Origin of the sequence: Streptomyces sp. URMC 124 (assembly GCF_051386455.1) — a bacterium.
Taxonomy (GTDB): domain Bacteria; phylum Actinomycetota; class Actinomycetes; order Streptomycetales; family Streptomycetaceae; genus Streptomyces.
In genome coordinates, this window is record NZ_JBPQTS010000006.1 from 73461 (window position 1) to 84725 (window position 11265).

Annotated in this window: 19 protein-coding genes; 11 read left to right on the plus strand and 8 right to left on the minus strand. The window is 70.7% G+C overall.

What is annotated here, in order from left to right:
* Positions 1-60 precede the first annotated feature (60 nt).
* The 4 genes from ACSNOG_RS02340 to ACSNOG_RS02355 form a co-directional block, all read right to left on the minus strand.
* Positions 61-777, minus strand: coding sequence for a TetR family transcriptional regulator (locus ACSNOG_RS02340; RefSeq protein WP_436750804.1), 717 nt, complete (start codon positions 775-777; stop codon positions 61-63).
* Positions 778-787: 10 nt separating this feature from the next.
* Positions 788-1246, minus strand: a complete 459-nt coding sequence (locus ACSNOG_RS02345; protein ID WP_436750805.1) for a hypothetical protein — start codon at positions 1244-1246, stop codon at positions 788-790.
* Between the two features lie 63 nt (positions 1247-1309).
* Positions 1310-1738 carry a hypothetical protein gene (locus tag ACSNOG_RS02350; protein WP_436750806.1) on the minus strand — a complete coding sequence of 143 codons (429 nt, stop codon included), beginning with the start codon at positions 1736-1738 and terminating at the stop codon, positions 1310-1312.
* A gap of 70 nt (positions 1739-1808) precedes the next feature.
* The gene (locus tag ACSNOG_RS02355; RefSeq protein WP_436750807.1) at positions 1809-1934 is read right to left on the minus strand and encodes a hypothetical protein; all 126 of its coding nucleotides are present in this window, start codon (positions 1932-1934) and stop codon (positions 1809-1811) included.
* Between the two features lie 172 nt (positions 1935-2106).
* On the opposite strand from ACSNOG_RS02355, the gene ACSNOG_RS02360 reads away from it, so the two are divergent.
* The gene (locus ACSNOG_RS02360; RefSeq protein WP_436750808.1) at positions 2107-2406 is read left to right on the plus strand and encodes a lasso peptide biosynthesis PqqD family chaperone; all 300 of its coding nucleotides are present in this window, start codon (positions 2107-2109) and stop codon (positions 2404-2406) included.
* An 87-nt stretch (positions 2407-2493) separates the two neighbouring features.
* Here the strand turns inward: ACSNOG_RS02360 and rpsN are convergent, their stop codons facing one another.
* Positions 2494-2799 carry a 30S ribosomal protein S14 gene (gene rpsN, locus ACSNOG_RS02365; protein ID WP_436750809.1) on the minus strand — a complete coding sequence of 102 codons (306 nt, stop codon included), beginning with the start codon at positions 2797-2799 and terminating at the stop codon, positions 2494-2496.
* Entirely contained in the window at positions 2799-3035 is a 237-nt protein-coding gene (rpmB, locus tag ACSNOG_RS02370) for a 50S ribosomal protein L28 (protein ID WP_436750810.1), read from the minus strand. The genes rpsN and rpmB overlap by 1 nt, the downstream gene beginning before the upstream one ends.
* A 50-nt stretch (positions 3036-3085) precedes the next feature.
* Here rpmB and rpmG point away from each other — a divergent pair, with 50 nt between their 5' ends.
* The 5 genes from rpmG (at position 3086) to ACSNOG_RS02395 (ending at position 5426) form a co-directional block, all read left to right on the plus strand.
* On the plus strand, positions 3086-3250 hold the full coding sequence (rpmG, locus tag ACSNOG_RS02375) for a 50S ribosomal protein L33 (protein WP_436750811.1): 165 nt from the start codon (positions 3086-3088) through the stop codon (positions 3248-3250).
* Positions 3251-3256: 6 nt separating this feature from the next.
* Positions 3257-3514 carry a type B 50S ribosomal protein L31 gene (locus tag ACSNOG_RS02380; RefSeq protein WP_436750812.1) on the plus strand — a complete coding sequence of 86 codons (258 nt, stop codon included), beginning with the start codon at positions 3257-3259 and terminating at the stop codon, positions 3512-3514.
* Positions 3511-4740: a CobW family GTP-binding protein gene (locus tag ACSNOG_RS02385; protein ID WP_436750813.1), complete on the plus strand. Its 1230-nt coding sequence runs from the start codon at positions 3511-3513 to the stop codon at positions 4738-4740. The genes ACSNOG_RS02380 and ACSNOG_RS02385 overlap by 4 nt, the downstream gene beginning before the upstream one ends.
* A gap of 23 nt (positions 4741-4763) precedes the next feature.
* Positions 4764-5006, plus strand: coding sequence for a 30S ribosomal protein S18 (gene rpsR, locus ACSNOG_RS02390; RefSeq protein ID WP_436750814.1), 243 nt, complete (start codon positions 4764-4766; stop codon positions 5004-5006).
* A gap of 180 nt (positions 5007-5186) precedes the next feature.
* Positions 5187-5426 (plus strand): DUF397 domain-containing protein, encoded by a 240-nt coding sequence (locus ACSNOG_RS02395; RefSeq protein WP_436750815.1) that lies wholly within the window; start codon positions 5187-5189, stop codon positions 5424-5426.
* Between the two features lie 114 nt (positions 5427-5540).
* Here ACSNOG_RS02395 and ACSNOG_RS02400 read toward each other — a convergent pair whose 3' ends face one another.
* Positions 5541-6050, minus strand: coding sequence for an ATP-binding protein (locus tag ACSNOG_RS02400; RefSeq protein WP_436750816.1), 510 nt, complete (start codon positions 6048-6050; stop codon positions 5541-5543).
* 323 nt (positions 6051-6373) lie between these two features.
* Between ACSNOG_RS02400 and ACSNOG_RS02405 the strand changes: the two genes are divergently transcribed.
* The 5 genes from ACSNOG_RS02405 to ACSNOG_RS02425 all read left to right on the plus strand — a co-directional run bounded on the left by ACSNOG_RS02405 (position 6374) and on the right by ACSNOG_RS02425 (position 10672).
* On the plus strand, positions 6374-7237 hold the full coding sequence (locus ACSNOG_RS02405) for a helix-turn-helix domain-containing protein (protein ID WP_436750817.1): 864 nt from the start codon (positions 6374-6376) through the stop codon (positions 7235-7237).
* Positions 7238-7323: 86 nt separating this feature from the next.
* Positions 7324-8781 carry an aldehyde dehydrogenase family protein gene (locus tag ACSNOG_RS02410; protein ID WP_436750818.1) on the plus strand — a complete coding sequence of 486 codons (1458 nt, stop codon included), beginning with the start codon at positions 7324-7326 and terminating at the stop codon, positions 8779-8781.
* Between the two features lie 131 nt (positions 8782-8912).
* Positions 8913-9461: a DinB family protein gene (locus ACSNOG_RS02415; RefSeq protein ID WP_436750819.1), complete on the plus strand. Its 549-nt coding sequence runs from the start codon at positions 8913-8915 to the stop codon at positions 9459-9461.
* A 134-nt stretch (positions 9462-9595) separates the two neighbouring features.
* Entirely contained in the window at positions 9596-10228 is a 633-nt protein-coding gene (locus tag ACSNOG_RS02420) for a PadR family transcriptional regulator (protein ID WP_436750820.1), read from the plus strand.
* A gap of 45 nt (positions 10229-10273) precedes the next feature.
* Positions 10274-10672 (plus strand): hypothetical protein, encoded by a 399-nt coding sequence (locus tag ACSNOG_RS02425; RefSeq protein ID WP_436750821.1) that lies wholly within the window; start codon positions 10274-10276, stop codon positions 10670-10672.
* Here ACSNOG_RS02425 and ACSNOG_RS02430 read toward each other — a convergent pair.
* A complete protein-coding gene (locus ACSNOG_RS02430) occupies positions 10669-10911 on the minus strand; it encodes a GntR family transcriptional regulator (protein ID WP_436750824.1) in 243 nt (80 codons plus the stop codon). The two genes, ACSNOG_RS02425 and ACSNOG_RS02430, sit on opposite strands and share 4 nt — an antisense overlap.
* Positions 10912-11265 lie beyond the last annotated feature (354 nt).

The following is an 11265-nucleotide window of genomic DNA, read 5'->3' on the forward strand; positions in this document are numbered from 1 at the left end:
CTAGGTGTTGGAGCGCACTCGAGGTCAAGCGCGCGTGATCGCCTTCACCGGCCCCGGCGCTCACCCGTTTCTGTGGCGCGCCACCGCCGTCTGGGCCATCCCCGGCAGGAAGTCCGTGAACAGTTCGTGGACTTCGAGGACGAGCGGGCGGAGCACGCGGAAGCGCGCCAGGGAGATGCCGCGCGTCGTCAGGCGGGCGCCGCGGTCGGCGAGGCGGCGGGTGCGCTCGCGGCCGGGGGAGCGGTCGAAGACCCAGTAGAGGACGAGGCCCATCTGGGAGAGCCACATCAGCTCGGGGAGGATGTCGGCGAGCTCGGCCGGGACCTTGGCCTTGGCGCCGGCGAGCACTTCCCGGTGGACGTCGATAGCGGCTTCCCGCGCGTGCTCGGACTCGGCGGAGAAGGGGCTGAGCGGGGAGTCGGGGTCGGCGGCGTTCTTGAAGAACTGGGCCGCGAACTCGTGGTACGGCGCGGCGATGTCCAGCCAGGCCTGCAGGACGCCGGAGAGCCGCGCCTCCAGGTCGGTCTCCCGGTCCAGCACCGCGCGGACCGCTGCCTGGTGCTCGGCGGCGATCCGGTCGTAGAACCCCTGGATCAGGTGCTCCTTGCCGGCGAAGTAGTAGTACGCGTTGCCGACGGAGACTCCGGCCTCCTTGGCGATGGCCCGCATGGTGGTCTTGTCGTAGCCGCGCTCCTGGAAGAGCCGCATCGCGGTTTCCAGGATCAGGGTGCGGGTCTGCTCGCTCTTCGCAGGCCGGGGCTCGTTCTCTGCTGGCACGGTTCAGAGCCTAAGGGGTCCTCTTGAAGCGGAACTGGGTGGTGGCGTCGCGGGAGGGCCTGATGAAGAGGCCGTCGCGGGCGCCCTCACCGGCGATCGACAGTTCGTACGTCTCGCCGAGGGTGAGCCGGATCCGCTGGTGGCCGAGCTTGGGCTTCTTCTCCAGCTGCCACGTCCCGTTGCCGGTGAACCGTCTGGTGGGCCGCTCGTCGTCGTCCTCGGAGAAGGCGGTGGGCACGCTCACGGCGGTGAGCGTCCCGTCCTCACGGAGGATCAGCCGGGCCCCCTGCTGGGCGCGCCACGCGCCGACGAGATCGCCGCGCTCCGCCGAGCCGGCGGGCGGGGTCAGGAGGACGATCAGTGCGGCCAGTGCGGCCACGGCACCGAAGGCGGGGAGGCCGACGATCCGGGCGGGGCGGCCGGTGCGGCCCGGACGGCCGGCGCGCGGCCGGGGGTTACGCGGACGCACGGCCGGGCCCGGTGGCGTCGGTGTCGGCGTCGGTGCCCGTGTCGGTGACGGTGGGCATCGGGCTCAGCGCCCACCGGTCGGAGCCGCCCACGGGCCCTGCTGAACGGCCCACCCCTGGGGTGCGACGGGCGGGACCTGCTGCCGCTCCAGGACGCCGCGCCGGCGGAACCTGTTGAGGACGAAGATGTTGCCGAAGTGCATGGCGCCGAGGACGAGCAGGACGACGCCGAGCCGCTGCGACAGCGCTTCGAACACGCCGCGGGCGTCGGTGATCGTGCCGTCGTCCTGGAGGTACAGGGCGATGAACCCGAGGTTCACGAGGTAGAAACCGACCACCAGCAGGTGGTTCACGGCCTCCGCGAGCTTCTCGTTGCCGTGCAGGACGTCGGCGAGGAAGACCCGCCCGTTGCGGCTGAGCGTGCGCGCGACCCAGACTGTGAGGCCCAGGCTGAGCACCAGGTAGATGACGTATGCGACGACGGTGAGATCCACGCCCCCGGCCTTTCTTGAACGTGTTCAAAAGCTCTGATGATCGTGACTGTAGACCTATTTTTGAACACGTTCAAGCCGGCTCGAAGCCCTGCGCGAGGAAGAGCCGGGTGACGTGGTCGGAGGTCACGCCGGCGCGCGACGACGCCGCCGTCGCCATCCAGGTCACGGGCCCGAACGGCATCGTGGTCCAGCTCATCGACGGGGTCACTCCCGCCGGTGCCGACCAGCAGCGGCCATATCGTCACACTTGCTGCCTTGCCGTGTGAAATGTTCGCCTGTTCGGCGTAGCGGGCGAAGGCGTGGGTATCCCGGGGCTCACGGTGCAGTTGCGCCCCTCACGCCCCTTCACGCGACCACGGGAGACCGCTGTGAACCTCACCCTGCGGCGGGACGTGTCCGCCACGGACACCGAGGACGGCATGGTGCTGCTCGACGAGCGAGCCGGGAGCTACTGGCAGCTCAACAGCACCGCCGCCCTCATCCTGCGCACTCTGCTCGACGGCAATCGCGACGGTGCTCGCGAGGGCGCTTGCGACGGCACGCCGGAGCGGGCGGCGCAGGTGCTCACCGAGCGGTATCCGTCGCTCTCGGCGGAGAGGGCGGCCACCGACGTGGCGGCCCTCATCGACTCCCTCTCCGCCGCCCGCCTCGTAGTGACCGGCGGTTGACGGACCGGCCGGCATCCTCACGGTACGGACCGGCCTGCATCCTTACGGGCCGGGCGGACCCCCCTCGGGACCGCCCGGCCCGTACGCCTACCAGCTCGACTTCCGCACGCCCGGCAGGTGCCCGGCGTGCGCCTCCTTGCGCAGGTTCACGCGCGACAAGCCGAACGTGCGGAAGTAGCCGCGCGGCCGGCCGTCCGCGGAGTCGCGGTTGCGCAGGCGCGTCGCGCTCGCGTCCCGCGGCTGGCGCCGCAGTTCGCGCTCGGCCGCCAGCCGTTCCCCCTCGGGTGTCCGCGGGTTGCGGATGACGGTCTTGAGGAGGGCGCGCCGCGCGGCGTAGCGGGCGACCGTCAGCCGCCGCTGCTCGTTCTTCGCGATCTTGCTCTTCTTCGCCATCAGACCTTCTCCCCGCGGGCCCGGATCCGGGCCACCGCAGCCTCGACGCCGATCGTGTCGACGGTCTTGATCCCCTTCGCGCTCAGCCGCAGGCGTACGTGCCGCCCCTCGGAGGGGAGCCAGTAGCGCTTGGTCTGGATGTTGGGGTCGAACCGCCGCGACGTGCGGCGGTGGGAGTGGGAAATGGTCTTGCCGAACCCGGGCTTGCGGCCGGTCAGTTGGCAGTGAGCCGACAAGGTCGGACCTCCTTAATGAAAATGGGAACCATTTCTGTATAGTAGCTCCCATGGCCCGCAACGAGCTACGCCCCGTCATCAAGCTCCGGTCCACCGCCGGCACCGGATACACCTACGTCACCCGCAAGAACCGCCGTAACGACCCCGACCGCCTGCACCTGCGCAAGTACGACCCCGTGGCCCGCCGCCACGTCACCTTCCGAGAGGAGCGCTGATCCGCCGTGAAGCCCGGAATCCACCCGCCCTACGGCCCCGTCGTCTTCCGTGACCGCGCGGCCGGCTTCGCCTTCCTGACGCGCTCGACCGCCACCAGTGACAAGACCGTCGAGTGGGAGGACGGCAGGACGTACCCCGTCATCGACGTCGAGATCTCCTCGGCGAGCCACCCCTTCTACACCGGCACGGCGCGCGTTTTGGACACCGCCGGCCGCGTCGAGCGCTTCGAGCGCCGCTACGGCAGCCGCGGGGGCCCGCGGTGACCGCGCCGCACCCCTTGCCCGTGGCCCTGGTGGGCGGTCTGCACGCGGACGCCCGCCGGGCCGCGGTCGAGCGCCTCCTGCGGACCGTCCCCGGCAGCGTCGCCCTCCACCACGACCTGGCCACCGCTTCCGCCGGAACGGTTCGCCGGACGGTGCGGGACCGCACCGGCACGCTCGACGAGGGCGAGGCGCCGCTCGTCAACGACTGCGCCTGCTGCGCCCTGCGCGAGGACCTCATGCCCGAGCTGGAGCGGCTCGCCGCCTCGGGCGCGTGCCGGCTCGCCGTCGTCGAGCTGTGGGACTCCGTCGAACCCAAGGCTATGGCCGAGGTCGTGGCGGCCCACGCGGGCGAGGACCTGCGCCTGACCGCCGTGATCACGGCCGTGGACCCGGCCCTCGTCCTGCCCGCCCTCGGGTGCGGCGACGACCTAGCCGAGGCCGGGCTGGCCGCCGCGGCCGCCGACCAGCGGACGGTGGCCGACACCTTCGCCCGCCAGCTGGAGTACCCGACGGTGCTCGTGCTGGCGGACGGGACGGCCGGTGAGGACACCGGCAGCGACGACGGCGACAGCGCCGCCGCCGACCGGACCGCCTTCGGCGCGCCCGTGGCCCCGGCCGACGCCGCCGACCACGCCCTCCTCACCCAACTCGCCCCCACCGCACGGCACATCTCCGTCGACTCCGCCGAACTGGCGGCCGCCGCGGTCGCCGGATTCGACGTGGAGGCGGCCGCGGCCCGGCAGCACCCCGCCTGCGCGCTGCTGCCGCAGGAGGCCGACGCGGACGGCGTCGCCACCCTCGTGTGGCGCGGGCGCCGCCCCTTCCACCCGGGACGGCTCTACGCCGCGCTGGAGGACCTGTGCTGCGCCGCCGCGCGCAGCCGGGGCCGCTTCTGGCTCGCCGACCGGCCGGACACGCTGCTGGCCTGGGACGCCGCGGGCGGTGCGCTGTGCGTGGAGAGCGCCGGGCCGTGGCTCGCGGCGCTCCCGGACGCCGCCTGGGACATGGTGCCGCCGGACCGGCGCGTCGCCGCCTCCCTCGACTGGGACCCCGAGCACGGCGACCGCGTCCAGCACCTCACGTTCACCTCGCCGGGGCTCGACGCCGACGGGCTGCGCACGCTGCTGGAGTCCTGCCTGCTGACCGACGCCGAATACGCGGGCGGCCCCGACGCCTGGCGGCGGCTCCCCGCCGCGTTCGACGAACTCCTCGACCCCGTTTCCTGACCCGCCTTCCCCAAGGACTTTCCATGCCCCGCCGACCCGAGCACCGCAAGCCCCTCAAGCCCCGCCCCAATCCGCTGGACGCGGCGGGCATCACGTACATCGACTACAAGGACACCGACCTGCTGCGGAAGTTCATTTCGGACCGGGGGAAGATCCGCAGCCGCCGGGTGACCCGTGTCACCGGTCAGCAGCAGCGCATGCTGGCCCGGGCGATCAAGAATGCCCGTGAGATGGGACTCCTTCCGTATTCGAGTACGGGCAGGTAGTCGGGGGACGCCTGGTCACGATGGTGTAGTCACCTCGAAGTAATGGTGGGAACACCGTAAGTGCACGTGCATTCGCTCATGCAGAAGCATGTGAACGCAGCTATGATCCCGGGTAGTTGTCAACCCCACCATTCGCCGCCGGGCGGGCCGGGGTGCCCTGCAATTCTCCGGGAGAGTCCTGTGCCTCACGCGTACAACGGCATGGCTGCCGCGGACCTCGACGGCGTCGTCTGGCGCAAGAGCCGGCACTCCAACTCCCAGGGATCGTGCGTGGAGTTCGCCAAGCTGCCGGAGGGCGGGGTCGCCGTGCGCAATTCCCGTCATCCGGACGGTCCGGCGCTCGTCTACACCCCTGCGGAGATCGACGCCATGCTGCGCGGGATCAAGGACGGGGAATTCGACTATCTGGTGACCGACTGACCGACTGACCGGCTGACGGGACTGATCGACTGATCGGACAGTCGGGTGGCCGGAGCGTCGCCGTATCGCCGTAAGGCGCCTTCGGCGCGCTTACGCGTGCCGCTCCACGTCTTGCTACGCGTGCTGCTCGTGCGGCAGCCGGAAGAGGGCCCACACGACCTTGCCGTGCAGCGCGCCCGCGAGGGGGTGCCAGCCCCAGGTGTCGCTGAAGGATTCGACGAGGAAGAGCCCCCGCCCGCACTCGGCCGAGGCGTCCGCCTCGCCGGCCGTCGGGCTCTCCTCGCTGGGGTCGCGCACCGCGCACACGAGCCGCGACGTCCACCGCATCAGGTGCAGCCGCACCGGGGGGTCGAATTCGCCACCGGATATACCGGATATCGGCTCGGTGGGAAGGGCGTACCGCAGGGAGTTGGTGACCAGCTCCGAGACGACGAGCGCCACGTCGTCGAAGAGGCCGGCGAGCCCCCACCCCTGGAGGGTGGTTCTGGTGAAGCTGCGGGCGGTCCTGACCGCTTCGAAGCGGGGTGGGAGTGCGCAGGACGCCGAGTGGGGGACGGCCGATGGGGCGATCGGTGGCAGCCCTCGCCACAGAGGAGAGAGCACAGTCGATCCTTCGGTACCCATCCGAGGCACTCCTGGCAATCGTGGACGTGACACGCACGTGTGCGTTCCCCATCGTTCCCAATGCGGATGGCGGATGCAAGGGCAGATGCACGTGCACGTGGGGGGTTTGGGGGCGCGCGTAGGCGTTCGGCCGCAATTCTTCCTACGCCCTCTTCCGTACGTCCTCCGGCCTACTCCCCTCCGGGTAGCCGGATGCACACTCAATGCACACTCAACCGAGCCCGGAAGTGGCAGACTTCACCGCCGGGGGTTGCGGGGGTCGCCCCCGGAGAGGGCGAGCGGGCAAGGCCGGGAACGGAACCGGAAGAGGAGGAGTCGCAACGATGGCCACGAGCGAGTCGAGCGGTTCAGTGGTGCGCCGCATACTCCTGGGCTCCCAGCTCAGGCGACTGCGTGAGTCACGTGGGATAACCCGCGAGGCGGCCGGCTACTCGATCCGTGCGTCCGAGTCGAAGATCAGCCGTATGGAGCTGGGCCGGGTGAGCTTCAAGGCACGCGATGTGGAAGACCTTCTGACCCTCTACGGCGTCACGGACGAGCTGGAGCGCGAGGCGCTGCTCGGCCTGGCTCGCGAGGCCAACGTCGCCGGGTGGTGGCACAGCTACGGCGACGTGCTGCCCGGCTGGTTCCAGACCTACGTGGGACTGGAAGGGGCCGCCTCGCACATCGGGATCTACGAGGTGCAGTTCGTGCACGGGCTGCTGCAGACGGAGGGTTACGCCCAGGCCGTCGTGGTCCGCGGGCAGCCCTCGGCCGACGGGGCGGAGGTCGAGCGCCGCGTCTCGCTGCGCATGGAGCGCCAGAAGCTGCTGTTCTCCGAGCGCGCCCCGCACTTCCACGCCGTCCTGGACGAGGCCGCGCTGCACCGCCCGTACGGCGGGGAGGCCGTCATGCGCGGTCAGCTGCAGCACCTGATGGACATCTCCGAGCAGGCCAACGTGACCCTTCAGGTGATGCCCTTCGCCCACGGCGGCCACGCGGGCGAGAGCGGCGCGTTCACCATGCTCCGCTTCCCCGAGTCGGACCTGTCGGACGTGGTCTACCTGGAGCAGCTCACGAGCGCGCTCTACCTCGACAAGCCCGACGAAGTCGCCCAGTACGGAAGGGTGATGGAGCGGCTGCACGAGGACAGCCTCTCGCCCTCGGCCACCCGGGACCTGCTGAGGCGGCTGCTTCAACTCATGTGACACATCAGTACGATGACGTCCCATCAGGAGCGCATTCCGGTTCGGGCGCCTCCGAGCGCCCCCGTATCTCCAGGCAGGGATGGCACATGTCCTACTTCGAAGAGTTGGCCTTCCAGTACATCGACGGCGAGTGGCGGTCCGGCACCGGCTCCTGGGACATCGTCGACTTCAACCCGTACAACGGGGAGAAGCTCGCCTCCATCACCGTCGCCGGCGTGGACGAGATCGACCAGGCCTACCGCGCCGCCGAGCGCGCCCAACCCGCGTGGGGCGCCACCAATCCGTACACCCGCCGCCTGGTCTTCGAACGGGCGCTGCGCGTCATCGACGACCGGGAGGCCGAGCTGTCCGCCGCGATCACCGCGGAGTGCGGCGGCACGGCCCTGAAGGCGGCCTTCGAGCTTCACCTGGCGCGGGAGTTCCTGCGGGAGGCCGTGCACCTCGCGCTGAGCGCCGAGGGGCGGATCCTGCCCTCCCCGGACGACACCAAGGAGAACCGCCTCTACCGGGTGCCGGTCGGTGTCGTCGGGGTCATCAGCCCGTTCAACTTCCCGTTCCTGCTGTCGCTGAAGTCCGTCGCGCCGGCGCTCGCCCTCGGCAACACCGTCGTCCTCAAACCGCACCAGAACACGCCCATATGCGGCGGCGGGCTGGTGGCCAAGGTCCTGGAGGAGGCCGGGCTGCCGGCGGGCGTGCTCAACGTCGTCGTCACCGACATCGCCGAGATCGGCGACGCGCTCATCGAGCACCCCGTGCCGAAGGTCATCTCCTTCACCGGCTCCGACAAGGTCGGCCGGCACGTGGCCACGGTCGCCGCGTCCCACTTCAAGAAGACCGTGCTGGAGCTCGGCGGCAACAGCGCGCTGATCGTCCTCGACGACGCCGACCTCGACTACGCCGTCGAGGCGGCGGTATTCAGCCGTTTCATCCACCAGGGGCAGGTCTGCATGGCCGCCAACCGGGTGCTCGTCGACCGCTCGGTGGAGCGGGAGTTCACCGAGAAGTTCGTCGCCAAGGTCAAGAGCCTCAAGGTCGGCGACCCGGGCGACCCGGCCACCCACATCGGGCCGCTCATCCACGCCGGGCAGGCCGAGGCCATCGGCTCCCTGGTCGAGCAGGCCGTCGCCGACGGCGCGACCGCGCTCGTGCGCGGCCGGACGGAGGGCACGCTCGTCGAGCCGTCCGTACTGACCGGGCTGAAGGCCGACGCCGCGATCCTCGGCCAGGAGATCTTCGGGCCCGTCGCGCTGATCATCCCCTTCGACGGCGAGGAGGAGGCCGTACGGATGGCCAACGCCACGCCGTACGGGCTGAGCGGCGCCGTCCACACGGGGGACACCGAGCGCGGCGTGCGCGTGGCGAAGCGCATCGACGCGGGGATGATCCACGTGAACGACGGGACCGTGCACGACGAGCCGATCGTGCCCTTCGGGGGCGAGAAGGCCTCGGGCGTGGGCCGGCTGAACGGCGACGCGATGGTGGACGTGTTCACGACGACGAAGTGGATCTCGATCCAGCACGGGAAGACCCGTTTCCCGTTCTGAACGACTCCCGCTTGCGAACGACGCGGGGATCCGTCGCGTTGAGGACAGAACCTGACCGCATGGGCCCCTACGTTTGACCCATCGGACGCACCACAAGCGATGGACGAGCGAGCGAACGAAAGGCGGCCCTCATGCCCACCCACGTGATCGAGAACGACCCCTCCGACGAGCGCGGCACCCTGCTGGCCTTCGTGGAGGCCCAGCGGGGCGGCCTGCGGCGGGCACTCCTCGGGCTGACCGACGAGCAGGCCGCACTGAAGCCGAGCGCGAGCGAGCTGTCCCTGGGCGGCCTGCTCAAGCACGTGACGCAGGCCGAGCGGAACTGGCTGCTGCTGGCCCAGGGCCGGGCCGAGGAGACCGGGCACGACGAGCAGGAGTGGGCCGACGGCTTCCGGCTCCTGGAGGGCGAGACGGTCGCCGGGGCGCTCGCCCACTGGGAGCAGGTCGCGGCCGAGACGGAGAAGTTCATCCGCTCCGTGCCCAGCCTGGAGGACACCTTCCCGCTGCCCCCGGCGCCGTGGTTCCCCGCGGACGCGCGGGTCTCCATGCGCTGGCTGCTGCTCCACCTGGTCGAGGAAATGGCGCGGCACGCCGGGCACGCCGACGTCATCCGCGAGTCCCTCGACGGGAAGACCGCCTTCGAGCTGGTGGCGCTGGCGGCCGGGGAGGACGAGGCCTGACGGACGGGCTTTGACGAACGGGCCTTGACGAACGGGGCCTGGATATGGCCCGGCCCCTCGTTCCACCTAATCTGGACACCCCGGGCGCCGCCCGGGGGTCCGGGCGGCGGTGGAACGAGGAGACTGAGGGCACGATGTCGGCGATCCGGTTGCTGGTCCTGGGCGCGGTCCGGCAGCACGGCCGGGCCCACGGCTACCAGGTCCGCAACGACCTGGAGTTCTGGGGCGCGCACCAGTGGTCCAACGCCAAGCCCGGGTCGATCTACCACGCGCTCAAGGCCATGGCCAAGCAAGGCCTGATGATCGCCCACGACACGGCGCCCAGCGAGGCCGGCGGCCCTCCCCGCACGGAGTACGAACTGACGCCCGCCGGCCAGGACGAGTACTTCCGGCTGCTGCGGCACGCCCTCTCCGCCCACGACGAGAAGATCGACGTCCTCACCGCCGGCGTCGGCTTCCTCGTCGACCTGCCGCGCGCCGAAGCCATCGCCCTCCTCAAGCAGCGCGTCGCCGCCCTGGAGGAGTGGCGCGAGGAAATCCGCCGGCACTGGACCCCGTCCGAGGGCGAGGACTGGGGCCACATCGCCGAAATCATGGGCCTGTGGGTCCACACGGCGGAGACCGGCGGCGAATGGACCCGCGGCCTCATCGAACGCCTGGAGTCCGGCGCGTACGAGATGGCCGGCGAGGCCGAGGACAGGGCCGAGGACGAGCCGTGGCGCGGCGGAATCGCCCCGGAGCCGGGGGAAACACCGCGCGAGTGCTGAGCCCTTCCCGGCCGCCTTGTCCTGCCGTTCCCCCAAGGAGACCGCATGGCCCGCTCGCCCCTGACCCCGGCCGAATACTGGGATCTGTACAAGCCCTACCGCGGTACGGGAGAGCAACCGGCCCCGCCCGCCGATCGGTTCGAGTGGACGCAGTTCCCGGATCATGGCCCCGGTCCCGAAATCCTCGGCACCCCGCGGACCGCCTTGGAACGCGTCTTCAGCCACGCAGAGCCCGGCCCGGGCGCTCATGGGGCTCAGCAGATGGGCGGGAAGTGGCTCGAAGGCCGCGAACGCGAACTGACCGTGCTGCGCTGGCAATACGAGCCCGGCGCCTGGGCCGATCTGCTCAAGCGCAGTGGCTTCTCGTACGTGGACGCGCGGATCGTGCCCCCGCCGGGAGACGAGGCGCTGGGTACGTTGCTTGTGCGCGCCGGGGTTGCCTAGTTCTTCGGCTCTGGTGAAGAGGCGGCGACGAAGGAGCCCATACCGGGCGTCGTGACGATGAGGCCATCGGCGCGGAGGGCGGCGGTGACCTTGCGGACCGTCGTTCGTGCGACGTCGAACTCCTGCTCCATGCGCACCTCGGAGATCAGATGGTTCACCGGGTACTCGCCGCTGGCGATCCGCTCCCGGATCACGTCGGCGATCTGCATCCACTTCGGCCGCGTCGGGTCGTACTCCATCACGCGCTGACTGTAAACACCCGTATGCAACCGAACATAGAGCCTACTCTAGACGGCTAGGTGTAGACAGGGTCCTACAGGGGGCTCTAGGGTTGGCGCACTCAAGACCCCCGCGACCGTGCGACCGGTCCGGGGGCATGGCCACCAGCACCTAGGAGCTGATGACGTGAAGGACTTTATCTCCCGCTTCCTCGCCTGGGCGAGGGCTCTCTTCGGGCACCGCGCGGCGCCCGAGGCCGCCGTCACGCCGTCCCCGGTCCCGCCGACTCCTCCGGCCCCGCCGGAGGCAGGGCCGGACTGCCCGTAGATGCGGCTGTTCGGCGCGATCACCTCGGTGGATCTGCTGCTGGAGCC